At 64.7% G+C, this 25042-nt stretch carries 29 protein-coding genes; 16 read left to right on the top strand and 13 right to left on the bottom strand.

The genetic code is table 11. The features are described from left to right. The first annotated feature begins 62 nt into the window (after positions 1–62). The 10 genes from NJH59_RS12160 to NJH59_RS12115 all read left to right on the top strand — a co-directional run bounded on the left by NJH59_RS12160 (position 63) and on the right by NJH59_RS12115 (position 5437). Complete coding sequence (locus tag NJH59_RS12160; protein ID WP_008366879.1) at positions 63–338, top strand: HU family DNA-binding protein; 276 nt, start codon at positions 63–65, stop codon at positions 336–338. 227 nt (positions 339–565) lie between these two features. Next, the gene (locus tag NJH59_RS12155; RefSeq protein WP_058541951.1) at positions 566–991 is read left to right on the top strand and encodes a hypothetical protein; all 426 of its coding nucleotides are present in this window, start codon (positions 566–568) and stop codon (positions 989–991) included. Beyond that, entirely contained in the window at positions 981–1193 is a 213-nt protein-coding gene (locus NJH59_RS12150; RefSeq protein ID WP_043861554.1) for a hypothetical protein, read from the top strand. The genes NJH59_RS12155 and NJH59_RS12150 overlap by 11 nt, the downstream gene beginning before the upstream one ends. Continuing rightward, the gene (locus tag NJH59_RS12145; protein WP_088513975.1) at positions 1193–1519 is read left to right on the top strand and encodes a hypothetical protein; all 327 of its coding nucleotides are present in this window, start codon (positions 1193–1195) and stop codon (positions 1517–1519) included. Before NJH59_RS12150 ends, NJH59_RS12145 begins: the two co-directional genes overlap by 1 nt. Further along, positions 1516–1872, top strand: a complete 357-nt coding sequence (locus tag NJH59_RS12140; protein WP_043861556.1) for a hypothetical protein — start codon at positions 1516–1518, stop codon at positions 1870–1872. The genes NJH59_RS12145 and NJH59_RS12140 overlap by 4 nt, the downstream gene beginning before the upstream one ends. Then, positions 1869–2420 carry a hypothetical protein gene (locus NJH59_RS12135; protein WP_052504257.1) on the top strand — a complete coding sequence of 184 codons (552 nt, stop codon included), beginning with the start codon at positions 1869–1871 and terminating at the stop codon, positions 2418–2420. Before NJH59_RS12140 ends, NJH59_RS12135 begins: the two co-directional genes overlap by 4 nt. Further along, positions 2417–3397, top strand: coding sequence for a sel1 repeat family protein (locus NJH59_RS12130; protein ID WP_253086836.1), 981 nt, complete (start codon positions 2417–2419; stop codon positions 3395–3397). Before NJH59_RS12135 ends, NJH59_RS12130 begins: the two co-directional genes overlap by 4 nt. Then, entirely contained in the window at positions 3388–4089 is a 702-nt protein-coding gene (locus NJH59_RS12125; protein ID WP_253086835.1) for a hypothetical protein, read from the top strand. Before NJH59_RS12130 ends, NJH59_RS12125 begins: the two co-directional genes overlap by 10 nt. Next, the gene (locus NJH59_RS12120) at positions 4086–4949 is read left to right on the top strand and encodes a hypothetical protein (protein ID WP_253086834.1); all 864 of its coding nucleotides are present in this window, start codon (positions 4086–4088) and stop codon (positions 4947–4949) included. The genes NJH59_RS12125 and NJH59_RS12120 overlap by 4 nt, the downstream gene beginning before the upstream one ends. Before the next feature lie 110 nt (positions 4950–5059). Further along, entirely contained in the window at positions 5060–5437 is a 378-nt protein-coding gene (locus NJH59_RS12115; RefSeq protein ID WP_043861558.1) for a helicase, read from the top strand. Positions 5438–5461: 24 nt separating this feature from the next. Here NJH59_RS12115 and NJH59_RS12110 read toward each other — a convergent pair whose 3' ends face one another. From NJH59_RS12110 to exbB, 6 genes are all read right to left on the bottom strand, one after another. Next, entirely contained in the window at positions 5462–6862 is a 1401-nt protein-coding gene (locus NJH59_RS12110; protein ID WP_054916472.1) for an aminoacyl-tRNA deacylase and HDOD domain-containing protein, read from the bottom strand. 77 nt (positions 6863–6939) lie between these two features. Then, positions 6940–9015: an ATP-dependent DNA helicase RecG gene (gene recG / locus NJH59_RS12105; RefSeq protein ID WP_043861560.1), complete on the bottom strand. Its 2076-nt coding sequence runs from the start codon at positions 9013–9015 to the stop codon at positions 6940–6942. Positions 9016–9024: 9 nt separating this feature from the next. After that, entirely contained in the window at positions 9025–9945 is a 921-nt protein-coding gene (locus NJH59_RS12100; RefSeq protein WP_043861561.1) for a hydrogen peroxide-inducible genes activator, read from the bottom strand. A gap of 94 nt (positions 9946–10039) precedes the next feature. Beyond that, on the bottom strand, positions 10040–10783 hold the full coding sequence (locus tag NJH59_RS12095) for an energy transducer TonB (RefSeq protein WP_043861562.1): 744 nt from the start codon (positions 10781–10783) through the stop codon (positions 10040–10042). Further along, positions 10780–11205: a TonB system transport protein ExbD gene (gene exbD / locus NJH59_RS12090; protein WP_043861563.1), complete on the bottom strand. Its 426-nt coding sequence runs from the start codon at positions 11203–11205 to the stop codon at positions 10780–10782. The genes NJH59_RS12095 and exbD overlap by 4 nt, the downstream gene beginning before the upstream one ends. 3 nt (positions 11206–11208) lie before the next feature. Continuing rightward, positions 11209–12198 (bottom strand): tonB-system energizer ExbB, encoded by a 990-nt coding sequence (gene exbB / locus NJH59_RS12085; protein ID WP_043861564.1) that lies wholly within the window; start codon positions 12196–12198, stop codon positions 11209–11211. 196 nt (positions 12199–12394) lie between these two features. Between exbB and NJH59_RS12080 the strand changes: the two genes are divergently transcribed. Beyond that, complete coding sequence (locus tag NJH59_RS12080) at positions 12395–13252, top strand: SDR family oxidoreductase (protein ID WP_253086833.1); 858 nt, start codon at positions 12395–12397, stop codon at positions 13250–13252. Positions 13253–13264: 12 nt separating this feature from the next. On the opposite strand, the gene NJH59_RS12075 is transcribed toward NJH59_RS12080, so the two are convergent. The 5 genes from NJH59_RS12075 to NJH59_RS12055 all read right to left on the bottom strand — a co-directional run bounded on the left by NJH59_RS12075 (position 13265) and on the right by NJH59_RS12055 (position 18039). Beyond that, positions 13265–13999 carry a hypothetical protein gene (locus NJH59_RS12075; RefSeq protein WP_043861566.1) on the bottom strand — a complete coding sequence of 245 codons (735 nt, stop codon included), beginning with the start codon at positions 13997–13999 and terminating at the stop codon, positions 13265–13267. Between the two features lie 57 nt (positions 14000–14056). Beyond that, positions 14057–14437 (bottom strand): RidA family protein, encoded by a 381-nt coding sequence (locus NJH59_RS12070; RefSeq protein ID WP_043861567.1) that lies wholly within the window; start codon positions 14435–14437, stop codon positions 14057–14059. Positions 14438–14460: 23 nt separating this feature from the next. After that, positions 14461–16569, bottom strand: coding sequence for a bifunctional GTP diphosphokinase/guanosine-3',5'-bis pyrophosphate 3'-pyrophosphohydrolase (spoT, locus tag NJH59_RS12065; RefSeq protein ID WP_043861568.1), 2109 nt, complete (start codon positions 16567–16569; stop codon positions 14461–14463). 60 nt (positions 16570–16629) lie between these two features. Further along, on the bottom strand, positions 16630–16896 hold the full coding sequence (gene rpoZ, locus NJH59_RS12060; protein WP_043861569.1) for a DNA-directed RNA polymerase subunit omega: 267 nt from the start codon (positions 16894–16896) through the stop codon (positions 16630–16632). 252 nt (positions 16897–17148) lie between these two features. Continuing rightward, complete coding sequence (locus NJH59_RS12055) at positions 17149–18039, bottom strand: LysR family transcriptional regulator (RefSeq protein ID WP_253086832.1); 891 nt, start codon at positions 18037–18039, stop codon at positions 17149–17151. A 243-nt stretch (positions 18040–18282) separates the two neighbouring features. Here NJH59_RS12055 and NJH59_RS12050 point away from each other — a divergent pair, with 243 nt between their 5' ends. The 3 genes from NJH59_RS12050 to NJH59_RS12040 all read left to right on the top strand — a co-directional run bounded on the left by NJH59_RS12050 (position 18283) and on the right by NJH59_RS12040 (position 22096). Next, positions 18283–19665 (top strand): glutamine synthetase family protein, encoded by a 1383-nt coding sequence (locus NJH59_RS12050; RefSeq protein WP_043861571.1) that lies wholly within the window; start codon positions 18283–18285, stop codon positions 19663–19665. Between the two features lie 33 nt (positions 19666–19698). Then, positions 19699–20469, top strand: a complete 771-nt coding sequence (locus NJH59_RS12045; RefSeq protein ID WP_054916675.1) for a gamma-glutamyl-gamma-aminobutyrate hydrolase family protein — start codon at positions 19699–19701, stop codon at positions 20467–20469. A 106-nt stretch (positions 20470–20575) separates the two neighbouring features. After that, a complete protein-coding gene (locus NJH59_RS12040; RefSeq protein WP_043861573.1) occupies positions 20576–22096 on the top strand; it encodes an APC family permease in 1521 nt (506 codons plus the stop codon). 18 nt (positions 22097–22114) lie between these two features. Here the strand turns inward: NJH59_RS12040 and gmk are convergent, their stop codons facing one another. Continuing rightward, complete coding sequence (gene gmk / locus NJH59_RS12035; protein WP_043861574.1) at positions 22115–22735, bottom strand: guanylate kinase; 621 nt, start codon at positions 22733–22735, stop codon at positions 22115–22117. Positions 22736–22748: 13 nt separating this feature from the next. Next, entirely contained in the window at positions 22749–23612 is an 864-nt protein-coding gene (locus NJH59_RS12030; RefSeq protein WP_043861575.1) for a YicC/YloC family endoribonuclease, read from the bottom strand. A 264-nt stretch (positions 23613–23876) separates the two neighbouring features. Here NJH59_RS12030 and rph point away from each other — a divergent pair, with 264 nt between their 5' ends. Both rph and NJH59_RS12020 read left to right on the top strand, forming a co-directional pair. Then, positions 23877–24599: a ribonuclease PH gene (gene rph, locus NJH59_RS12025; protein WP_043861576.1), complete on the top strand. Its 723-nt coding sequence runs from the start codon at positions 23877–23879 to the stop codon at positions 24597–24599. 12 nt (positions 24600–24611) lie between these two features. Beyond that, positions 24612–24977, top strand: coding sequence for a DUF4870 domain-containing protein (locus NJH59_RS12020; protein ID WP_043861577.1), 366 nt, complete (start codon positions 24612–24614; stop codon positions 24975–24977). The last annotated feature ends 65 nt before the right edge of the window (positions 24978–25042 follow it).

Below are 25042 nucleotides of genomic sequence, written 5' to 3'. Positions count from 1 at the left end.
TTAGGCGCTGCCTGCAAGGCAGCACGGCATAACAACAAAAAATCCGTCAGAGGGGCTTCACCATGCGTAAACCAGAACTCGCCGCAGCCATTGCCGAGAAAGCCGACCTTACCAAGGAGCAGGCCAACCGCGTGCTCAATGCCGTACTGGAAGAAATCACCAACGCGCTGCACAAGAAAGACAGCGTCACCCTGGTAGGCTTCGGCACGTTCCTGCAGCGCCACCGTGGCGCGCGCACCGGCAAGAACCCTCAGACGGGCGAGCCGGTGAAGATCAAGGCCAGCAACACCGTGGCGTTCAAGCCAGGCAAGTTCCTCAAGGACAGCGTCAATCCGTAAGGCCGTGGGCTACTGATTGCATTGAAGAGCGGGCACCCCTACAAGGTGCCCGTTCTTGTTTGTGTGGCGGCTCTTCGCCGGCAATGCCGGCGAGGAACCCACCGCGCAGTGCGCTATTGCCGTGCCCCGTGCTTGTGACTAGCATACGCCGCCGCCCACACCCGCGCGGCGGTGTTCCAGGGAGGGAGCGGCATGGGCAACTCATCATTCATCGAATCGTTCGGCTCATGCCTGTGAGCTGTGCGCCCCCCTATCGCTTCTACGTCTGGTTACCCTGGGTATGCCTGGTGTCGCTGCTGTGCCTGGATGTCTACCAGTACGGCCTGCGCGTGACCGGTTTCGAGCCGTTCCTGCAAATCTACCTGCTGGGCTTCGGCCTGCTTGGCTACCCCCTGTTCGCGCTGTGGGCCAGCCGCCGCCTGCACCTGGCGCCTCGGCACCTGTGGTGGGCGCCGTTGTGGTGCGTCCCTTTCTACGCACTGCCCTGGGTGCTGTATGGCCTGGTCTACCTGCTCACCGGCCGTATCGCCGGGTTGGGCCTGATGCTGATGTGGGTGGCCTTTGTGCCCTACCTGCTGGGCGCCGGCTATTTTTTCGTCACCCTGACCGCGCTGCTGCTGGCGGCGCAAAGGCGCCTGTGCAATGGATCTTGAGCTGAAGAATTACCTGGCAGGTCTCGCCGACAGCAACCTGTTCGGCAGCCTGGCCATCCTGTGCCTGTTCGCCTTGCTGCTGAACCTCGGCGAGCGCCAGCGCAACACGCGCTGGGTTAGGCTGCTGACGTTTGGCTGCCTGTTGGCGGTGGTGCTGCTGCACGGTGTGGGCACCTACTGCATGAATACCCAGGTACCGTGATGAAGGCAGTAATCGGAGTGGTATTGGTGGCCGTGCTGGCGCTGGGGGTGGGCACGCCGCTGTTCGGCAACCTGCTGATGCTGCTGATGGACCGCGACAACTTCATCCCCGCCGAATCGTCGCTGCTGAGTTTCGAGCCGTATCAGGTGTCCCAGGGCTCATCGAACTATTGGCTGTACGGCGAGGACGACCGTTACTACTACCACTTCACCCATGAGCCCGCTCACCCCTATCGCTATATCGCCAAGGACAATCACTGCCCGGCGTTCGACCGTGACGATGTGCGCAGCTGGTGCAATGCGCTGCAAGGAACGCCGCCCAAATGAAGCGACAACTGCTGATCAATGTCGCCCTGCATGCACTGGCCATCGTGCTCTACGGGGTGCTCAACGATATTGCCGTGGACTGGTACAAGGGCCACTACGGCGGCTTTACCGCCCGTGGCGTGTCCTCCGGCAGCATTGTGTTCCTGGTGATGTGGGTGTTCGTGCCGCTCAATGTGGTGCTGCCCCTGTTGACCAACTGGAAGCTCAAGTACTGGCTGGTGGCCGCGCAAATCGTGTTGATCCTCTGGTGGCTGTTGCCCGAGCACCCGGTGCGGGCGTATTTCTTCAGTTGCCTGGCGGGCGGCCTCAGCCTGTCGGCGGTGCTGATCTCGCACTGGCTGAGGCGTAAATGAGCAGCCCGACCGTAAAGCAGCAACTGTGGCGCTGGCTGGTGGTGCTGGGCGTGCTGGCGTGGGTGGGCTATCAGATTCACGCGCTGATCGAGGCACCCGGCCAGACCTCGTTCGTCAGCGAGTCGGGGCGCTACCGTTTCCAGAACGTGCCGGCGCGCAGTTGGCTGATACCCTTCGGCGGCATGGGCTACATGCGCGTGACCGATCGCGAGCGCCCGGGCGAGGTCTGGCGCACGCCGCTGTACGACCTGCAGTCGCTGGACATGCGCGACTTCGAGGATGAAGCCGAAGTGGGCATCTACTGGATCAATTTCAACAAGCGCGACCGCCATTTCGACATCGCCATGCCGCAATGGGAGCCGCACTGGCTCAACAGCTTCATCGCCAATACCGACTACACCGTGGCCGAAGAACAGGCCCGCTGCCGCAAACCCGAGCACCTGGTGCGCTACTTCTGGGACCTGTGGCTGTGGCTGGTGTGGGTCAGCGACTACCCCTGCACGCAAACCGAGTACTACATCAACCCGCCCCCGGTGTATCAGCCATGAAGTCGAGTATCCCGATGCTGCTGGCCGGCCTGCTGGCAAGTGCGCTGGCGCAGGCCGCGCCGGTTTGCCCCAGCCGCGACTTCGCGATGTTTTTCAAGGCGTTTGCCGAGGATGCGCAGCTGCAGGCCGACTTTACCGCCCATACCCTGGTCGAGCAGCGCCTCCAGGCCGGGCCCGAGGGGCCGCAACCGGTGGTACGCAAGCTCGAGCCGGCCCTGCGTCCTGATCTTTCGCAGCTGTCGTCGGAGCGGGTGGCGGCCAACAGGCTGATCCGTGAAATCGCGCTGCCCGACCGGGTTTACCTGCGCGACCAGCGCGGCGAGGTGTTGCAGGCATTCATCTTCGAGCAGGCCGACTGCTGGGCGCTGGCGCGGGTCGAGGACTGGTCGCCGAGCGACGCGCTCAAGAGCGTGAAAACCCCCGATGATGCCGCCCCCGGCGTGCGTGCGCTGCTGCGCGGCGATGCCTACGAGCAACTGGGCCAGGGTGAAATCAAGCCCATCGACAAGCAGCTGTTCATCGCTGCGCTCAACAGCTACCTCGATGCCGTGGACCAGGGCTCTGCCTACGCTGCCTACAGTGCTGCGGCAATCAGCCTGTCGGGCATGGCGCCGCGCCTGAGCAACCAGCGCCTGGAGCAGTTGCTGCGCCTGTCGTCGGCCACTGTCCCTGAAGGGGCACTGATGCTGGCGAGCTTCTATTGCGACGAGGGCCAGTACCGCCCCGACGACAACACCTGCAAACACCCGCAGAAGGCCCTCGACGCCTTGCGTCAGTCCGCCGCGATGGGCTCGGGCAATGCCTTCAACGAGCTGGGCAGCGTGTATGCGCGCGGTGAAATCGTGCCCGCCCAACCGGCACGCTCGCTGGCCTGCTACACCGAGGCGGTGGCGCACGGTGCAGACTGGGCGGACTTCAATGCCCAGGAGATGATCAAACGCGGCGCCCGCGCCGACAAGGACCAGCCATGCCTGTAGCCCAAAACTGGCGCGAATGCCTGCAAGACCCGACGCTGAGCCCGCCCGCGCCCTGGGTCAGCTTTCCCGAGCTCGACCCGCAGGGGCTGGGCAGCCTGCAGGGCGATTTCGAACACTACTGGCGTTACTGCTGGTGGCCGTTCTGGTTGCGCCTGGGCAAGGCCCGCCAGCAGGCCTACCTGCTGCGCCACAACGCACCGCGTGGCTGGGCAGAGTATCTGGCGCACATCGACCACCAGCCTCCGTCGCCCGGGCTGGCGCCACTGCCCGAACACTGGCGTGGCGACAGCCCGGTCACCCACCGCCAGTTGCTGCGCTGGGTGCTGCCGATAGTGGTGCACCTGTTTGCGGTGGTGGCCTACGTGGCGCTCAACGGCACGCTGGTGGGCTGGTACAAGCAGTACGCCGGCGGGCTGACGTCGCGCGGGGTAGCCGTTGGCATAGCGATGTACATGGTGTTCTGGTTCTTCGTCGGCATGAACCTGCTGATCGCCCTGCTGCCACGGGTGTGGGGCAAGGTACAGGCCACGGTGTTCATGGCGGCGATCATCGGCTTCTACCTGTGGCCCGAGCATCCGCTGCGGGCGCTGTTCTACAGCACACTGTCTGCCAGTGTGACCCTGGTGGCCATCGGCGCGAATGCGCAGCTGCACCGCCACTTTCTCAACCTCATCTTCAAGGGTTCGAAATGAAGCGTACCCCTCACGCCGTTGCCTTGGCGTTGTCACTGTCACTGGCAGGCACTGCCCATGCCGCAGTACCTGCCGAAAAAACCATCGAGGGCGCAGGCGGGGCGAAGCTTTCGTTCTCCAAATGGAGCGCCGAGGAGAACGGCTGGCATGCGGTGCAGTGGCAAGGCGCCAATGGCAAGGGCTTCACCTTGTACCCGCACGAGTTTGCGCGGGATGCGATCGATGGCGACGCTTCGGCAGTGTCGCCTGACGGGCGCTTCGTGATGCTCTACCGCCTGCGCCAGTCGGGGCGGCAGTTCACGCCCCCCTCGCTGCGCTGCGACATGGTGGCGATGGACACCGGTTGTGTGATGGCCACGCGGCTGGCCCAGTACTGCGTGGGCCGTTGGCAGAACGGCGCCTGGCAGCCGGAGAACAAGCTGCCCTGGGCTACCAAGCTGGAAACCATCAAGCCGGCCAAGGTCGCAGGCCTGCTGCACAGCAGCGAGAACCGCGAGATACCCGCGCGTCACGCCGTACTGGCCGAAGAGGTGTACATGGGCCTGGATTCCTACATGGCCTGCCATGCGCCCCAGGACAACGTGCCCGGCTACAACGACATGGGCTACCTGATCGGCGACGACTGGAACCCCAACCTGATGCTGCGCATCTATCGCGCCATCGAGCCCTTTGCCCAGGGGCGTCGGGCGCTGCAGCTGAACATTGCCGATATTCTCTGGGGCTACGGCAACTCGCGCGAAGCCGGCCCTTACTACGCGCGCTATCGCCAGCAGATGCTGGAGGCCGGCGCGGCGCAGAAGATTCCGTCACGGGTGCAACTGCGCCTGGATGCGGTACCGGCTGCCGACCCCAACCGGTAGGCCGCACACCCTGACATACAGTCGCCTTCAACAAAGCGAAGACGGCTGTAGCCTTTGGTCGCAAAAAAGCTAAACTGCGCCCCTCAGTCACTTTTCGCCTAGGGGCGCACATGAAGTTTCGTTTTCTGCTCTGGGCCATGGGTTTGCTGATGGCCCGGGCCAGCCGCAACAACCCGGCGTTCCAGCAGCAACTGAAGGACAAGGACCTGGTGTTCCAGTTGCAGACCCTCGACGGCAAGGTCGCCCGGCACTTCATCGTCAGCAACCAGCGCATCCGCAGCAAGGGTGGCACCCATGCCGAGCCTGCGTTCGCCATTGCCTTCAAGGATGCCGCCTACGGCTTCGCCACGCTGCAGGCCAAGAACAAGCAGCTGGCGTTCATGCAGGGGATTCAGGACAAGTCGATCCAGATCAAGGGCAACCCGGCCCTGGTGATCTGGTTCCAGGGCCTGATGAAGTACCTGATGCCGCGCAAGAAGAAAGCCTGAGCGCAGCGCCCAGGCTTCAGGTTGTCAGTGCGGGGTGAACTGTGACGCCAGTTCACGCAGCAGCGATTCGGCTTCAAGCACCTTGTGCACCACGTCCTCGGCCTTCTCGCGGCTGATGTTCAGGCGCTCCAGCAACGCGTCGGGGATGCGGTCGTCCGGCCCCGAGCCGATGCCGCGCGCGCGCAGCAGGCGCACCGCCACACACACCAGGTTGGGGAAGGCGGCATGGTCGCCCGCGTAATGCGGGTCGTGCTGAAAGCGCAGGGCGGTGGCCAGCTCTTCGGGCATGTCCCAGAAGCGCATCAGCCAGGCACCGATCTGCTCGCGGCTGATGCCCAGCAGGTGCTGCTCGACATAGCTGTGGCACAGGTGCGGGTTGACCTCCAGGTGGCGGCAGATCAGCGAGAAATGCGGCGGGAATACATGCGCCAGCAGCAGGTAGCCGAAGTTGTGCAGAAGCCCGGCCAGGTAGGTCAGGCCCGACTCAGGACGCTCGGCGCGGGGCATGGCGCGGGTCAGGCCCTCGATCACGGCGGCGGTGTAGATCGATTGCTGCCAGTAGGGGGTGGTCTGCTGCGGGTGATCCTTGGGCAGGCTCAGGGTCTTGCCCAGGGCCAGGCCCAGCGCCAGGTTGATCACCAGGTCGAAGCCCAGCACCCGCACGATGGCGTCCTCCACCGAGCGAATCTTGCCGGGGGAGGCGTAGTAGGGCGAGGCGGCCCAGCTGACCACCTGCGCGGCCAGCGCCGGATCGGTCTCGACCACACCGGTGATGTCGTCGATGGTGGCGTTGGGGTCGACCCGCAGCTTGATGATCTTCTGTGCGGTCTCGGCCAGCGGCGGGATCTCGATGGTCGATTCCAGGCGCTGCTGGATGCGTCGTGCGGTAAATGCCTGCACCGCCTCGGTGATCTCCTTGCTGTCATCGGCCGGACGGTCGAGGTTGGGGCGGATCTCGCTGAGCAGTACACCGAAATGCCCGGCACTGGCCTTGGCCAGCATCTTCCTGAAGTGCTCGCTGTGGATTTCCAGCAGCAGGCCGGGGGTTCCGGAATGAATCAGCAGGGCCGGCTGCTTGAGCAGGCGCTCCTCGTACAGGCACGGTGAGCTGGTCAGCGCCGGAATGGCGGGCAGGATCGTCAGGCCGTGCTTCTTGAGCATCAGTTCGAGCCGCTCGAGCGGCACGGCGGTGAGCTTGCGGCCGGTCAGCTCGGTCAGGTGGCTGAGGTCCAGCAGCTGGTTCTGCGGGAACAGCACCATCAGCGCACCGACCGCGTCGTCGAGCAGCACGGCCTGGACCTTGGCCTCGGGCGCCAGCTGCGGGTGGTCGATGACCTCGCGGTAGGCGATGCCGAGCTTGTCGAGCAACAACCGGATAACAGACGGTGTGTGGGGGGTTGCGGTATCCAGGGCAACTTCAGTCATGGTCTGTATCCAGTATTTTTTCAGCGGCCAGTATAGCCGGCTCGATGGGGGCGGCCCGCGTCGACATGGGAGGTACGTCACACCTGGCCATATTGCTGCCCGTGGCGTAACCAGCGGTCGAGCAACGGGCTGACGTGGTCCGGCCAGCGTGCCAGCAGGGCCTGTGCAGCATCGCGCACCGCCGGCAGCAGGTCGGCGTCGCGCATCAGGTCGGCGACCTTGAACTGCAACAGGCCGGTCTGGCGGGTCCCGAGCATTTCGCCCGGGCCACGCAGTTGCAGGTCTTTCTCCGCAATGACAAAGCCGTCATTGGTTTCGCGCATGATCCCCAGGCGTTCACGCCCGATCTGCGACAGTGGCGGATGATACAACAGTACGCAATGGCTGGCCGCACTGCCGCGTCCGACTCGCCCGCGCAACTGGTGCAGCTGGGCAAGACCAAGGCGTTCGGGGTTCTCGATGATCATCAGGCTGGCGTTGGGTACGTCCACGCCCACCTCGATCACGGTGGTGGCCACCAGCAGTTGCAGGTTGCCCTGCTTGAACTCGGCCATCACCGCAGCCTTCTCGGCCGGCTTCATGCGCCCGTGGATAAGCCCCACGCGCAACTCGCCCAGGGCACTGGTGAGCTCTTCGAAGGTGGTTTCGGCGGCCTGGCAGGTCAGCTCTTCGGACTCTTCGATCAGGGTGCATACCCAATAGGCCTGGCGCCCTTCGGCACAGGCGGCGCGCACGCGCTCGACCACTTCGATGCGGCGGCTGTCGGCCACCAGTACAGTGTTGACCGGGGTACGCCCCGGCGGCAGTTCGTCGAGCACCGAGGTGTCGAGGTCGGCATAGGCGCTCATGGCCAGGGTGCGCGGGATCGGCGTGGCAGTCATGATCAGCTGGTGCGGGCACAACTGGCCGCCCACGCCTTTCTGGCGCAGGGCCAGGCGCTGCTGTACGCCAAAGCGGTGCTGTTCGTCGATGATCGCCAGCGCCAGGTTGTGAAACTTCACCTCTTCCTGGAACAGCGCATGGGTACCCACCACCATTGGCGCGCCGGCGGCGATCTGCTCCAGCGCGGCGGTGCGCGCCTTGCCCTTGAGCTTGCCGGCCAGCCAGGCGACTTCGATGCCCAGCGGTTCGAGCCAGCGCTTGAAGGTGACGAAGTGCTGCTCGGCAAGAATCTCGGTGGGGGCCATCAGCGCCACCTGGTAGCCGGCTTCCAGCGCCTGCAGGGCTGCGAGCGCGGCGACCACGGTCTTGCCGGCACCCACATCGCCCTGCACCAGGCGCAGCATCGGCTCGGGCTGGCTGAGATCGTAGGCGATCTCGTTGCCCACGCGCTGCTGTGCGCCGGTTGGAGCGAAGCCCAGGTTGGCCAGGTATTGGGCCGCCAGCCTGCTCGCCCTGGGCAACACCGGGGCCCGCTGGGCGCGCAGGCTCTCGCGCAGGCGCTGCTGCGACAGCTGGTGGGTCAGCAGCTCTTCGAAGGCCAGGCGGTGCTGGGCCCAGTGGTGGCCCACGGCAAGCTCTTCGACATCGGCATCGGCTGGCGGGTGGTGCAGGTAGCGGATCGCATCGGCCAACGGTGCCAGCTGGTAGTCGCGTGCCAGTTCCAGCGGCAGCCAGTCGGGCAGGCTGCGCGGGCCGAGCAGGCCCAGGCTCTGCTGGCACAGCTGGCGCAGGCGCTGCTGGGTGAGGCCTTCGGTGGTCGGGTAGATCGGGGTCAGGGTGGTATCGACCGGGGGCGGCTCGTCGCCGGTCAGGGCGCGGTACTCGGGGTGGTAGATCTCCAGGCCCGAGGCGCCGGGGCGCGCTTCACCGTAGCAGCGAAGGTGGGTGCCGCGCTTGAGCGCTTCTTTCTGGGCATTGCTGAAGTGGTAGAAGCGCAGGCTCAGCGAACCTGTGCCATCGCCCAGGCGCACCAGCAGGCTGCGGCGCCTGCCCATGGTCACGTCGGTGCCACTGACCACGCCTTCGATCACTGCATCCTGGCCCGGGCGCAGGGCGCCGATCGGCACCACGCGGGTGCGGTCCTGATAGCGCAGGGGCAGGTGGAATAGCACGTCCTGGATGTTCTCCAGGCCAACCTTGGCCAGCTTCTCGGCCAAGGCTTCGCCAACGCCCTTCAGTGCCGTGACCGACACCTTCGACAACTCGGTCATGCTCGGGCCCTAAGGTGCGGCGGGTGGCTTGGCCACCGAACACAGGCGGATCGAGTCGGCCAGAATCTCGATGGCCTTGGGCCGCGGGAAGCTCGCGCGCCAGGCGATCGCCACGGTGCGAAACGGTGCCGGCGGGCTCAATGGGCGGACTTCGATGATGCCCGGCGCGTAGTGATGGCTGTGCACGGCCGACAGCGGCAGGATCGACACGCCCAGCCCCGAGGCGACCATGTGGCGGATGGTTTCCAGCGAGCTGGACTCCACCGTGGTGTGCTTGGCGCCGTCGTTGCCCTTGGTCAGGGTCGGGCAGGCCTCCAGCACCTGGTCGCGGAAGCAGTGGCCTTCGCCGAGCAACAGCAGGCTCTTGTCGTTGAGCAGGCTGGCGTCGATGGTCTCTTTCTTTGTCCAGGGATGCTCGCTGGGCATCAGCACGTAGAACGGCTCGTCGTACAGCGGCAGCGTCAGCACGTCGGCTTCATTGAACGGCAGGGCGATGATCACCGCATCCAGCTCGCCGTTGCGCAGCTTGTCACGCAGGATATGGGTGAAGTTTTCTTCGATGTACAACGGCATCTGCGGGGCAACCCGGTGCAGTTGCGGAATCAGGTGCGGGAACAGGTACGGGCCGACGGTATAGATGGCCCCCACCTTGAGCGGCGCGGTCAGCTGGTTCTTGCCGGCCTGGGCCAGTTCACGGATGCCCTGGGCCTGCTCCAGTACCTTCTGCGCCTGGGCCACGATGCCTTCGCCGACCGGGGTCAGGCGCACCGCGCTCTTGCTGCGCTCGAAGATCAGCACGCCCAGCTCGTCCTCCAGCTTCTTCACGCCCACCGACAGGGTCGGCTGGCTGACGTGGCAACGCTCGGCCGCGTGGCCGAAGTGCTGTTCCTGAGCGAGGGTGACGATGTAGCGCAATTCTGTGAGGGTCATAACGTGCGTCCATGAAGTTGCGAGCCCAGCATAGCGGCTGCAATCGATAGACGCACGTTATCAGACTTGCGTGCGTGTGACAGAAACAAACAACTCAGCGTTTCTTGTCCAGCGAGTACACGAACGGCGCGACCACTTCGATACTGCCGTTGTTGAGCAGTTCCTGAGGCGGCTTGGGCACGGGTTGAGCCTTGCGGATCATTTCCAGGGTTGCCCGGTCCAGTGCCGCGCTGCCTGAACCACCGGCCAGCGAGTACGATAGGATCTTGCCTTCGGCGTCGACCACGAAGCGCAGCCGGTTGATGCCCTGCAGGCCCCGCCGACGCGCGTCTTCCGGGTAGCGCTTGTACTTGCCAAGGTGACGCAACAGGTCGCTCTGCCAGGTCGGCAGGGCATTGCTGTTGGCGGCGATGCTTGGCGCCGGTGCTGCGGATTTCTGCGCCGGAGCGTTGCTTGGCGGGGAATCCACGGTTTCCTGGTCGACCGGCTTGTCCTGCGGCGGCTCCGGTTTTTTCTCCGGTTTCGGAGGCTGGGGCTTGGCCTTGGGCTTGGGCGGTGGCTTGGGTATCGCGATTTTCGGTTTGGGCGCTTCTGCCACCTTGGGCAGTGGTGGCTCCTCGACCGGCGTCGGCGGCTGTGGCGGGGCCACGACCTTCGGTGGCGGTGGTGGGGCCGGCTCGGGCATCGGCGCCATCTCGATCATCATCGCCGCAGGCGGCAGTTCGATTGCCTGGGGCACCGACCAGTTGAGCATCAGCACCACGGCAACGGCATGCACGGCCAGCACAATCGCCAGGCTGACGCCGTAGCGCGCCAGTTTATGCCGCGTATTGGTCATTTCTTGGCTGCCGTCTCAAGTCCCACCAGGCCGACCTTCAAGTAGCCGGCTGCGCGCAGGGTGTTCATGACTTCCATCAGGTCGCCGTAATCGACGCCCTTGTCAGCCTGGAAGAAGATGGTGGTGTCCTTGTCGCCCTTGGTCTTGGCGTCCAGTACCGCGCCCAGCTGGTCGCGTTGCACCTGATCGTCGCCGACGTACAGGTTCTGGTCGGCCTTGACGCTGAGGAACACCGGCTTCTCCGGCCTGGGCACGGGCTTGGCGGTCGAGGCCGGCAGGTCGACCTTGATGTCGACCGTGGCCAGGGGCGCCGCCACCATGAAGATGATCAGCAGTACCAGCATCACGTCGATGAACGGCGTGACGTTGATTTCGTGGTTCTCGGCGAGATCGTCGCCGCCCTCGTTAAGATGCAGGCCCATGGTTTACCCCACTTTCACCATGTGTGGCGCAGCAGAACGCTCGCCTGGCTGGTGGTCCAGGTCGCGGCTGACCAGCAGCAGCACGTGCGCCGAAGCGTCGGAAACCTGTGCCTTGTAACCGGCGATGGAACGGGCGAAGACGTTGTAGATGACCACTGCGGGGATCGCGGCAACCAGGCCCAGGGCGGTGGCCAGCAGGGCCTCGGCGATACCGGGTGCAACTACCGCGAGGTTGGTGGTCTGGGTCTTGGCGATGCCGATGAAGCTGTTCATGATGCCCCACACGGTACCGAACAGACCGACGAACGGAGCGGTGGAGCCGATGGTGGCAAGCACGCCGGTACCGCTGCTCATGTTGCGACCGCTGGCCGCGACCAGGCGCTCGAGGCGGAAGCTCACGCGCTCCTTGATGCCTTCTTTTTCACGGGCATTGGCCGACAGGTGCATTTCCTCGAGCGCATCGTGCACCAGCAGGTGTGCCAGGGTGCCGGGCTTGTCGGCGGTTTCGCTGGCGTCCTTGATGCTGGTGGCCTTCTTCAGCAGGGCGATTTCAGAACGCAGGCGGCGCTTGGCGCCCATCAGTTCGAAGCCCTTGGCAATCCAGATGGTCCAGGTGATCAGCGAGGCGATGGCCAGGCCGATCATCACGATCTTCACCACGATGTCGGCGTTCTGGTACATGCCCCATGGCGACAGGTCGTGGGCCATGCCCAGGCTGGTGTCTTCGACCAGCGCTTGGGTGGCGTCGTCGGCCTGGCCTTCGACAGGGGCAGCGCCCGGCGCGGCGGCGGCATCCGCAGGCTCGGCGCCCGGGGCAGCAGGTGCGGCCGGGGTAGCATCGGCAGGGGCAACGGCGGCGGCCGGTGTGGCGTTCTGTGCGGCGGGCTCATCGGCCATGGCGGCGGGGGCCAGTACCAGGCTGAACATCAGCGCGGCAATGGCGCGCCAGGCGCGCGACAGGGTTGGCGAAGCGGAAGGTTGAATACGTGTCATGCTGGCCGGACCTGATGAAGAAGAAATGGGTGGTTGTCCTTCCAGGCCTCGAGTCGGGCCGAGAACAAAATTTGGGCGGCCATTATTGCAAGTAATTCTTGTTAACAGAAGATACACAGTATCTTTTTTTGCATATTAACTAGCCGCCTATCGATTTCCACAGATAGGCTGTGGCTTTGTCTGACGGAGTGTGCGGATGTCTTCGCCTTCAGTTCTGATCGTCGGTTGCGGCGATGTGGGTGGCCGTCTGGCCCAGCAATTGCTGGGCCTTGGCTGGTCGGTAAGCGGTTTGCGCAGAAATGTGGCGGCCTTGCCCGTGGGGGTTGCCGGCATCGCGGCAGACCTGGAAAACCCGCAGTGCCCGACCGATTGGCCTTTGGTCGCACCCGACTACCTGGTGTACTGCGTGGCCGCCAGCCAGCATGACGAGGCGGGCTATCAGGCGGCTTATGTACAGGGCCTCAAGCATGTACTGGGCTGGCTGGCCGAGCGTGGCCAGCGACCGCAGCGCCTGCTGTTCGTGTCCAGCAGCAGTGTGTTCGCCCAGCAGGACGGCGAGTGGATCGATGAAACCGCCGCCACCTTGCCGTCAGGTTATTCGGGGCAGGTCATGCTCCAGGCCGAACAGCTGGCACTGGCCAGCGGCATTCCGGCCAGCATCGTGCGCCTGACCGGTATCTACGGGCCGGGCCGCGAATGGCTGCTCAGCCAGGTGCGCCAGGGGTATCGGGTGACCGAAGAGCCGCCGCTGTACGGCAACCGCATCCATGCCGAGGACGCGGCAGGGCTGCTGGCCTTCCTGCTCAAGGCCGATGCGGCAGGGCGTGCGCTGGAGGACTGCTACATCGGGGTGGACGATGCGCCGGCGCCATTGGCCGACGTGGTGGCCTGGTTGCGCGAGTACATGGGCGTCACGCATTGGTCGGAGCAGCAGCGTGTGCGGCGCACCGGCAGCAAGCGCTGCAGCAATGCGCGTGCCCGGGCACTGGGCTGGGTGCCACAGTACCCGAGCTACAAGGAAGGCTACGCGGCGATTCTTGCGGCGCAACCCTGAGGGCTCACCGGATCAGTCGCGCTCGAGCAGCCATTGCCGGGCGCCGGGATACAGCTGCGGCATCTCGTCTGGCTGGGCGCTGTTGAGGGCACGCAGGATTTCCAGCGTCTTGCCATCACGCTTGAAGATCCACGGGTTGCCCTGCTGGTTGCGCTCCAGCCACAGGCTGTCGTACTCGCCGCTCATGCTGGCGCAGTCGCCGGCCAGGCACAGTGCGTAGCGGTCCAGATTGGGCAGGCCCTCGACACTGCCCGTGTCGCCGAAGCGCACGACATTGCCCTGACCAGGGCCCTCGATCACCTTCCAGTCACCCTTCAGGTAGGCGCCGTACAGCGCCTGCTCGAAGGTGGTCCCGGTGCGGGCTTCCATTGGGGCGGGAGAGCTGGCCTTCTGGAAGCTGTGCTGCGGCGCCATCGGGGTGGCGTGCTGCACCAGTTCGTCGCCATCCAGGCTCAGCGTCTGTATCTCATTCCCCGGGAATACCACGTCCCGCTGTTTTTCGCCGGCCTTGAGCTGGCCTTCGACGATCTCGAAACCGTTGGTGTAGCTGGCCTGTTCGGCCGCGACGTTGACCTTCCATTCCAGGTTGCCGCCGCTGTCCTGCAGCGCCTTGCGCAGGCTCACGCCTTTGGCGGCAGCATCGATGGCCTGCTGGTTGATCCAGATGCCGTTGTAGTCTTCGGGTTTGTGGCTGGCGCAGCCGCTCAACAGTGCGGCGGCCAGAGCCAGGGCAAGCGCGTGGCGCATGGCGGGGTCCTTCCAGAACAGTGCGGCGGCGAGCCGGCCGGCCCGCCGCGCGAGGTATTACTCGAGGACCAGGATCGCGTCCATTTCAACCTGCGAGCCGCGTGGCAGCGCAGCGACGCCGATGGCGGCGCGGGCAGGGTAGGGCTGTTCGAAGTAGCGGCCCATGACCTCGTTGACCTTGGCGAAGTGGCTCAGGTCGGTCAGGAAGATGTTCAGCTTGACGATGTCCTTGAACGAGCCGCCGGCAGCTTCGGCCACGGCTTTGAGGTTTTCGAACACCTGTACGGTCTGGGCTTCGAAGCCTTCGACCAGCTCCATGGTTTTCGGGTCCAGCGGGATCTGGCCCGACATGTATACGGTATTGCCGGCCTTGATCGCCTGGGAGTAGGTGCCGATGGCCGCTGGGGCCTTGTCGCTGGTGATGACGGTCTTGGTCATGGTGACTCCTTGCAGGGGGAGGGCTACGTGCGCATGCGGGTGATGCGAATCACCCCGGTCAGGGCACGCAGTTTCTTGATCACGCGGGCCAGGTGCACACGGTCGTGCACGCTGACCACCAGCTGGACCACGCTGATGCGGCCATCACGTTCGTCCATGCTGATCTTCTCGATGTTGCCGTCGGCGGCGTTGACGCTGCTGGCCAGCAGGGCAATCAGGCCGCGCTGGTGTTCCAGCTCGACGCGCAGCTCGACATTGAATTCGCCGGTGACATCCTTGGCCCAGGACAGCTGGATGCATTTTTCCGGGTTGTGGCGAATTTCGCTGATGTTGCGGCAGTTCTCCAGGTGCACCACCATGCCCTTGCCCGCCGACAGGTGCCCGACGATCGGGTCGCCCGGAATCGGCGTGCAGCACTTGGCGTAGCTGAGCACCAGGCCCTCGGTGCCGCGAATGGCCAGCGGACCCTCGGGGTTGGGCAACTGCTCGCCTTCGCTGGAGAGCAGGCGGCGCGCCACTACGTAGGCCATGCGGTTGCCCAGGCCGATGTCTTCGAGCAGGTCTTCGATCACTTCGAGGCGATACTCGGCCAGCATGGCCTGGATGCGCTCCTGGGGGATCTTGTCCAGCGCGCTGTCGAAACCGTTGAGCACCTTGTTGAGCAGGCGCTCGCCCAGGTTGATCGATTCGGAGCGGCGCTGCAGCTTCAGGGCATGGCGGATATGGGTGCGCGCCTTGCCGGTGACCACGAAGTTCAGCCAGGCAGGGTTCGGTCGTGCGCCCGGGGCGCTGACGATCTCGACCGTCGAGCCGCTCTGCAGCGGTTCGGACAGCGGTGCCAGGCGGCGGTTGATGCGGCACGCGATGCAGCTGTTGCCGACGTCGGTATGCACCGCGTAGGCAAAGTCGACCGCCGTGGAGCCCTTTGGCAGCTCCATGATGCGGCCCTTGGGCGTGAACACGTAGACCTCGTCCGGGAACAGGTCGATCTTCACGCTTTCGATGAATTCGAGCGAATTGCCCGCGCGCTGCTGCATTTCCAGCACGCCCTTGACCCACTGGCGCGCCCGGGCATGGGTGCCCTTGGGCTGCTCGTCGTCACTGGACTTGTACAGCCAGTGTGCCGCGATGCCATTGTTGGCCATCTCTTCCATCTCGCGGGTGCGGATCTGGATCTCGATGGGCACGCCGTGCATACCGAACAGGGTGGTATGCAACGACTGGTAGCCGTTGGCCTTGGGGATCGCGATGTAGTCCTTGAAGCGCCCCGGCAGCGGCTTGTAGAGGTTGTGCACGGCGCCGAGCACGCGATAGCAGGTGTCGACCTTGTCGACCACGATGCGGAAGGCGTACACGTCCATGATCTCGTTGAAGGCGCGGCGCTTGCCGCGCATCTTCTTGTAGATGCCGTAGATGTGCTTCTGCCGCCCGCTGACCTCGCCTTCGATACCGTCCACGGCCAGGCAGTGGCTGAGTGATTCCTCGATCTTGTTGACCAGCTCCTTGCGGTTGCCGCGGGCACGCTTGACTGCCTGGTAGATACGCGCCGAGCGCATCGGGTACATGGCCTTGAAGCCCAGGTCCTCGAACTCGACGCGCACGGTGTGCATGCCCAGGCGGTTGGCGATGGGGGCGTAGATCTCGAGGGTTTCCTTGGCGATGCGCCGGCGTTTTTCGCCCGACAGCACTTCCAGGGTGCGCATGTTGTGCAGGCGGTCGGCCAGCTTGACCAGGATCACGCGAATGTCGCGGGCCATGGCCATGGCCATCTTCTGGAAGTTTTCGGCCTGGGCTTCGGCCTTGGTCTCGAAGTTCATCTGGGTCAGCTTGCTGACGCCATCGACCAGTTCGGCGACGGTTTCGCCGAATTGGGAACTGAGGGCTTCCTTGGCGATGCCGGTGTCTTCGATCACGTCATGCAGCATGGCGGCCATCAGGCTCTGATGGTCCATGTGCATGTCGGCAAGAATGCTTGCCACCGCCAGCGGGTGCGTGACGTATGGCTCGCCGCTGCGACGGCGCTGGCCGTCGTGGGCTTGTTCGGCGTAGAAATACGCCCGGCGTACCAGGTTGACCTGGTCGGCGCCGAGGTAGGTCGAGAGGCGATCGGCGAGGGCGTCTATGCTCGGCACGATGTTAGCTCCTGCCGAGAAAGTGGGCCCTGCGCCGTACAACGTCGACCAGGCATGGACTTAGACGGCCTCGTTGGCCTCGTCCTCACCGAATGCAGCGAAGACCGGGTCTTCGTGGACGATGTCCTGTTCGGCCATGAATTCTGGGGTGCAGATGCCTTCGGCGATTTCGCGCAGGGCGACGACGGTCGGCTTGTCGTTTTCCCACGCCACTTTCGGCTCTTTGCCGCCGGTGGCCAGTTGGCGGGCACGCTTGGTAGACAGCATGACCAGCTCAAAGCGGTTATCCACGTGTTCTAGACAATCTTCAACGGTTACGCGGGCCATGGTCTTCCTCAGTAGCAAATGCGGTGTTCAGCCCGAATGGGCGAGCGGACTCGATAGTTTAAAAAATCACCAGCCTTTAGGGAAGCGCTGATTTCACGTCGAGACCTGTGTAAGCCGACAATAACCAGTTGTGAGGCTCTAGCACAACTGTCTTGTGGGGGTGGATTCAAATGCTTGGCCGGCAGGTCGGCGCCTGCAGAACTGTGCACCTGCCTTGTGGGAGCCGGCCTTGCCGGCGAAGGGGCCCGAAAGTCAGGCCTGACCCTCCTGGCGCCCCAGCATCCCGCGCAAACGCGGGGTCAATTCGTCGAACAGGGTCTGCACCGAACGCAGCGCACGGCAATCGGGGCGGGTCAGCAGCCACAGCTCGGTATTGCACCCGAGCAGGGCACCGCTCAACTGTTCCACCCCCGGCAAGGTGTCGGCCATGTAGTCGGGCAGGGCAGCCACCCCCAGCCCGGCCGCCACCAGCTGTGCAATCGCCGCGATTCCGCTGCAGCGATAGCGCGGCATCACCCCCGGCAACTGCTGGCTGCGCCACACCACTGTGGCGTGGTCCTGCATGGAGTCGTCGGGGGCAATCCAGGGCACGCTGGCCGGGGCCTCGGCCAGCCGCTCGCGGTACTCCTCGCGCCCGCACACCACATACGAGGCCGCCCCCAGGCAGCGCCCCACAAGGTGCTCGGGTGGCGAATTGGTCAGGCGCAGCGCCAGGTCGGCGTCGCGCCGGCTGAGGTTGGCGAAGGTGTTGGAGGTCGCCAGTTCCAGTGACAGGGCCGGGTATGCCGGCATGAAGTCGGCCAGGGCCGGCAGCAGCAGGCTGTGCAGCACCGCATCGGTACAGGTCAGGCGCACCGTGCCGCTGACCACCTGTTCGCCGTGCTCCAGCGCCACCCGCGCCGCATCCAGCGCCTGCTCGGCGCGTTCGGCCTGCTCGGCCAGGGCCTGGGCGGTGCCGGTGGGGATGTAGCCCTTGCGGCTCTTCACGAACAGCGCGGTGCCCAGTGCGGCCTCCATGCGCCGGATCGAGCGGAACACCGTCGACACATCGACCCGCAGCAGGTCTGCAGCCTTGGCCAGGGAGCGTCCGCGTACCAGCGCGAGCACCAGGGAAAGGTCGGCGTGACTGATCTGATATTGCATGGGTGCACTCTTTGCTTGCCTAAATGCCAATGTCTGTTGCGTGGGGGCCATTCTATAGTGAGGCGGCAGTCGTGAATCAACCCGCGACGTTGTCAGAACCTGGAACGACCGTGCAATGCCGCGGCGTTCGGCATTCCCCACGATGGGAACCTTAAAAAGAACAAATGAAACCATCGCCGCTCCCGATAGCGCAGTAACACCTCCTCCATTGCCGCCCGATAAAAAATCAAAGGATGCCTAGCCATGACGTCGGTCTCCCCGTGCGCCATCCCTCTCGACGAGATGGGTGAATTTCTCAAGGCCCACCCTGAGGTGCAATTTGTCGATCTGCTGATTGCAGACATGAACGGCGTGGTGCGTGGCAAGCGCATCGAGCGTGCGAGCCTGGTCAAGGTCTACGAAAAAGGCATCAACCTGCCGGCTTCGCTGTTCGCCCTGGACATCAACGGTTCCACCGTCGAAAGCACTGGCCTGGGCCTGGACATCGGCGACGCCGACCGTATCTGCTACCCGATCCCCGGCACCTTGAGCTTCGAGCCCTGGCAGAAGCGCCCCACCGCGCAGCTGCTGATGACCATGCATGAACTGGACGGCACGCCATTCTTCGCCGACCCGCGCGAAGTGCTGCGCGGCGTGGTGGAGAAGTTCGACGCGCTGGGCCTGGATATCTGCGCCGCGTTCGAGCTGGAGTTCTACCTGATCGACCAGGACAACCTGAACGGTCGCCCGCAGCCGCCGCGCTCGCCGATCTCGGGCAAACGCCCGCAATCGACCCAGGTGTACCTGATCGATGACCTGGACGAGTATGTCGACTGCCTGCAGGACATGCTCGAAGCGGCCAAGGAGCAAGGCATCCCGGCCGATGCCATCGTCAAGGAAAGCGCCCCGGCGCAGTTCGAGGTCAACCTGCACCACGTGGCTGACGCGATGAAGGCCTGCGACTACGCAGTGCTGCTCAAGCGCCTGATCAAGAACATCGCCTACGACCATGAGATGGACTCCACCTTCATGGCCAAGCCGTACCCTGGCCAGGCGGGCAACGGCCTGCACGTGCACATCTCGCTGCTGGACAAGAAGACCGGCAAGAACATCTTCGCAACCGACGACCCCGAAAACAGCGAAACCCTGCGCCACGCCATCGGCGGCGTGCTCGAAACCATGCCGGCATCGATGGCCTTCCTGTGCCCCAACGTGAACTCCTACCGCCGTTTCGGCGCGCAGTTCTACGTGCCCAATGCCCCGAGCTGGGGCCTGGACAACCGTACCGTGGCCGTGCGCGTGCCTACCGGCAGCAGCGATGCCGTGCGTATCGAGCACCGCGTGGCCGGCGCCGATGCCAACCCGTACCTGATGATGGCTTCGATCCTGGCCGGCATTCACCACGGCCTGACCAACAAGGTCGACCCGGGCGAGCCGGTCGAGGGCAACTCCTACGAGCAACTGGAGCAGAGCCTGCCGAACAACCTGCGCGATGCGCTGCGCGAGCTCGATGACAGCGAGGTGCTGAACCAGTACATCAGCCCCGACTACATCGACATCTTCGTGGCCTGCAAGGAAAGCGAGATGGCGGAGTTCGAAGTGTCGATCTCCGACCTCGAATACAACTGGTACCTGCATACGGTGTGATGGCTGGATAAAGCTGCAACGGAGGCTTAACCGATGAACGAGCGCGCAGGGCGGCTGCCCCTGATTGGTGTGAGTGCTTGCCGCCAGCAACTGGGCAAGAACTCGTCGCATACCGTGGGCGACAAGTATGTCGAGGCGGCCGGTTTTGCCGGATTGCCGCTGATTCTCCCGGCCCGGGACGTCGCAAGCGACCCGAATCTTGTGCTGGAGCATCTGGATGGCATTCTTTTTACCGGTTCGCCTTCTAATGTCGAGCCGCATCATTACAATGGCGCCCCCAGCGTGGAAGGCACCCGCCACGACGTGTTTCGTGACCGGCTGACCCTGCCGCTGCTGCAGGCCGCGATTGCCAGGGGTGTGCCGGTGTTCTGCGTGTGCCGGGGCTTCCAGGAACTCAACGTCAGCCTGGGCGGCACCTTGCACCAGCGTGTGCAGGAGCTGCCAGGCTACCTGGACCATCGCGAGTCGCAGGATGCGCCGCTGGAAGAGCAATACAGCCCCCGCCACCTGGTGACATGCCAGCCCGGGGGGAAATTCGAGCAGATGGGGCTGCCTGCCCGCTTCATGGTCAACTCGCTGCACAGCCAGGGCATCGATCGCCTGGCCGCCGGCCTGCGCGCCGAAGCCCTGGCTCCCGATGGACTGATCGAAGCCGTGTCTATGGATGACGCCCCAGGTTTTGTGGTCGGTGTGCAATGGCACCCGGAATACCGCTTTGCCGAAAACCCGGTGTCGCTGCGCCTGTTCGAGGCGTTTCGCGAAGCCTGCATCGCCCATGCGCTACGCCGGGAGAAGGCCCTATGAGGTCACCCGGCTGAGCCGGCGATGCACTGCAACAAGTTTCATTGAGTGATAGCGGGCACCCCACGGGGGGCCCGGAAAATAATACCAATAGTGACGGCAACTACTCATGAGCGAACACAAAGCAGGCCTGTCCCCAGGTGTGGGCGGGCGATCCAAAGGGCTGGCCAAGGGCCGGCTCGGACTGCTGGCCAGCATCGTGCTGGGCATTTCCACTATTGCGCCGGTGTATACCCTCACCGGCGCCCTCGGCCCGACCGTACGCGAAGTCGGCGCCCACCTGCCGGCGGTGTTCATCGTCGGTTTCCTGCCCATGTTGCTGGTGGCGCTGGGTTATCGCGAGCTGAATGCCGCCGAACCCGACAGCGGCACCTCGTTCACCTGGTCGGTACGTGCCTTCGGCCCGATGATCGGCTGGATCGGTGGCTGGGGGCTGGTCACCGCCACCACCATCGTGTTGTCGAACCTCGCCGGTGTGGCGGTGGACTTCTTCTATCTGTTCCTCGGGCAGATCACCGGCAAGCACGAGGTGGCGGCGCTGGCCGACAACCTGCTGGTCAATGTGACCACCTGTTGCGTGTTCATCGCCATGGCCGTGTGGATCTGCTGTCGCGGCATCGCCACCACCATGACCGTGCAGTACGGCCTGGTGGCGCTGCAACTGATCGTGCTGCTGGGTTTTGCCATGGCCGCATTCGGCGGGTCGTCGGAGGCGCCGCCGCTGACCTTCGAGATGGACTGGTTCAACCCGTTCGGGGTGGAGTCGTTCTCGGCCTTCACCGCCGGCCTGTCGCTGTCGATCTTCATCTTCTGGGGCTGGGACGTGTGCCTGAGCATCAGCGAAGAATCGGTGGGCAGCGATGACGTACCGGGCAAGGCAGCGACCCTGACCGTGCTGCTGATTCTAGGCCTGTACCTGGTGACCGCAATTGCCACCCTGCAGTTTGCCGGCATCAGCGATATCGGCCTGGGCCTGGGCAACCCGCGTATCCAGGAAAACGTCTTCGCCCACCTGGCCGGCCCGGTGATGGGGCCACTGGCGATCCTGATGTCGATCGCGGTACTGGCCAGCACCGCGGCCTCGTTGCAGTCGACCTTCGTTTCGCCGGCGCGCACGCTGCTGGCGATGGGGTACTACGGCGCAGTGCCGGAGCGCTTCGCGAGCGTCTGCCCGCGTTCGAAAACCCCGCGTTATGCCACCATCTGTGCCGGCGTGGCCGCCGGCGTGTTCTACGTCACCATGCGTACCCTGAGCGAGAACGTGCTGGCCGACACCATCACTGCCCTGGGCATGATGATCTGCTTCTACTACTCGCTGACCGCGTTCGCCTGCGTGTGGTACTTCCGCCACAGCCTCACCGACAGCCTGCGTCACTTCCTGATGCGCGGCCTGTGCCCGTTGCTGGGCGGCGGCATTCTTTCGGTGATCTTCCTGCAGACAGCCTATGACAGTGCTTCGCCGTCGTTCGGCAGCGGTTCGCATGTAGGGGGGTTGGGGCTGGTGTTCGTGATCGCGATGATCATCACCTTGCTGGGCCTGGTGCTGATGATGCTGTCGCGCCTGCGTGCGCCGGCGTTCTTCCTGGGCATGACCCTGCGCCGTCACGCAACGGTGCCCGGCCGCGGTTAAGCGGCCGAGGCACGCTGCTCAGGCAAGCAGTTGCCTGAGCAGTTCGCTGTGACGTTGCTGCTGCTGGCCGCGCTGCAGGCGGTTGGCACGGAACACCGCCTTGAGGTCGTCCAGTGCCGTGGCGAAGTCGTCGTTGATGATGACGAACTCGTATTCGTCGTAATGCACCATCTCGCTGACCGCCTCGCGCATGCGCCCTTCGATGATCTCGTCACTGTCGGTGCCGCGGTTGGTCAGGCGCTGGCGCAGGGCCTGCTGGCTGGGCGGCAGGATGAAGATCGAACGCGCCTCGGGCATCAGCTTGCGCACCTGCTGCGCACCCTGCCAGTCGATTTCCAGGATCAGGTCATGGCCCTGGTCAAGGGTCTGCTGCAGTGCGCTGCGCGAGGTGCCGTAGCAGTTGCCGAAGACTTCGGCCTGCTCCAGGAAGTCGCCCTGGGCGATCATGCGGTCGAACTCGGCGCGGTCGACGAAGTGGTAGTTCACCCCGTCATGCTCGCCCGGACGCATGGCCCGCGTGGTGTGCGAGACCGACACGCGAATGTGGTTGAGGTCGTCGGTGAGCGCCTTGACCAGGCTGGTCTTGCCGGCGCCCGAAGGGGCCGAGACGATGAAAAGGGTGCCGCTGCTGTGGGTCATGGTAGGGGTGGCCTTACTCGATGTTCTGTACTTGTTCACGCATCTGCTCGATCAGAACCTTGAGGTTGACCGCCGCTTGGGTGCTACGTGTGTCAAAGGCTTTGGAGCCCAGGGTGTTGGCTTCGCGGTTGAGTTCCTGCATCAGGAAATCCAGGCGCCGGCCGGCGGCGCCGCCCGACGTGAGCACGCGGCGCACTTCGGTGACATGCGTGCTGAGGCGGTCGAGTTCTTCGGCCACATCGCTCTTCTGCGCCAGCATCACCATCTCCTGCTCCAGACGCTGCGGGTCGAGTTCGGCCTGCATGTCGGCAAAGCGGTCCAGCACCTTCTGGCGCTGGGCGGCGAGCATCTGCGGCACCAGGGCGCGCAGGGTGGTGACTTCCTCGCTCATGCTGTCGAGGCGCTCGTTGATCAGTCGGGCGAGTTCCGCGCCTTCGCGGTTGCGGCCGTTCTTGAGCTCCTTGAGGGCCTGTTCGAACAGGCCCATGGCCTCGGCATTGAGCGCCTGCGGGTCGCTGGCATCGGCCACCAGCACGCCCGGCCAGGCCAGCACCTCGAGCGGGTTGAGGGGACCGGGCTGCTTGATCAGGCCGGCCACGGTCTCGGCGGCGGCGACCAGCTGAGCGGCACGCTCGCGGTCGACCTGCAGCGGCTTGCCGGCGTTCTCTTCATTGAAGCGCAGGGTACATTCGACCTTGCCGCGCGACAGGCCCTGGCGCAGGGACTCGCGCACCGCGCCTTCGAGGTCGCGCAGGGCTTCGGGCAGGCGCAGGTGCGGCTCGAGGTAGCGATGATTGACCGAGCGCAGTTCCCAGATCAGTGTGCCCTGGGTCCCGGCCTGCTCGACGCGGGCGAAGGCGGTCATGCTGTGCACCATGGGAAGTACCTCGCAGATTAGGGAGCAAGCCGACAGCCTGCAAAGGCGCAGGATTGTAACGCAGTGCGGCGCCGGCTCCCAATGCGCTGATGCTACAAAGCAGCGGGCAGGGCGCCGCAAATACCGGGCGGCGCGGGCAGATCGGGGCTTGTGGCGTGGTGCGCCGATGATCGGCTGGCCGTGCATTTGGCCGCAGGCATGTCCACCGAGGGCCCTGTAGCCCTATAATGCCGGGCAGATTCATATCCAGTACAGGTAGCCCAAATGAAACGTCCAAGTGGTCGCGTTGCCGATCAGCTGCGCTCGATCCGCATCACCCGCAACTACACCAAACACGCCGAGGGGTCTGTACTGGTCGAGTTCGGAGACACCAAAGTCATCTGCACGGTCAGCGTCGAGAACGGCGTACCGCGCTTCCTCAAAGGCCAGGGCCAGGGCTGGCTGACCGCCGAGTACGGCATGCTGCCGCGCGCCACCGGCGAGCGCAACCAGCGCGAAGCCAGCCGCGGCAAGCAGGGTGGTCGTACCCTCGAAATCCAGCGCCTGATCGGCCGCTCGCTGCGCGCCGCGCTGGACATGAGCAAGCTGGGCGACATCACCCTGTACGTCGACTGCGACGTGATCCAGGCCGATGGCGGTACCCGTACCGCGTCGATCACCGGTGCCATGGTTGCGCTGGTCGACGCCCTGCGCGTGGTCAAGAAGCGTGGCGGCCTGAAGGGCGGCGACCCGGTCAAGCACATGATTGCGGCCGTATCGGTCGGCATGTACCAGGGCGTGCCGGTGCTCGACCTGGACTACCCGGAAGATTCGGCGGCCGAAACCGACCTGAACGTGGTGATGACCAGCGCCGGCGGTTTCATCGAAGTCCAGGGCACCGCCGAAGGGGCTCCGTTCCAGCCTGAAGAGCTCAACGCCATGCTGGCGCTGGCGCAGAAGGGCATGACCGACCTGTTCCAACTGCAGCAGGCCGCGCTGGCGGACTGATCGGGAGTCGTCATGGCCGAGCCGTCCAACGCGCCGATGCCCGGTGATGCAGCCCGTCATTGGGGCATGTTGTGCCACCTGGCGGCGGCTGCCGGCATGGTGGTGCCGTTCGCCAACCTGATCGCGCCGCTGGCCTTGTGGTGGTTCAAGCGCGGCATCGACCCGTACGTCGACGCCCAGGGCAAGGAGGCGGTGAACTTCCAGCTGACCATGACCCTGCTGGGCATGGTGTGCGTGGTGGGGTTTACCGTACCGATGGCCAAGCTGGCGCTGACCATCATCTCGCTGGGGGTGGCGGTACTGATCGTCATTGCGGCGGTCAAGGTCAAGCAGGGCAAGGCCTTTCGTTATCCGTGGGCCTGGCGTGTGCTGACCTGACATGCTTCGTCGGCAAGACCGGCTCCTACGGCGGTTGCGTTGACCCGGTAGGAGCCGGCCTTGCC

This window comes from Pseudomonas sp. VE 267-6A (assembly GCF_024126555.1).
GTDB lineage: Bacteria > Pseudomonadota > Gammaproteobacteria > Pseudomonadales > Pseudomonadaceae > Aquipseudomonas > Aquipseudomonas palmensis.
The sequence above is the reverse complement of the archived record's forward strand: the minus strand, read 5'-3'. Positions and strand labels throughout refer to the sequence as shown.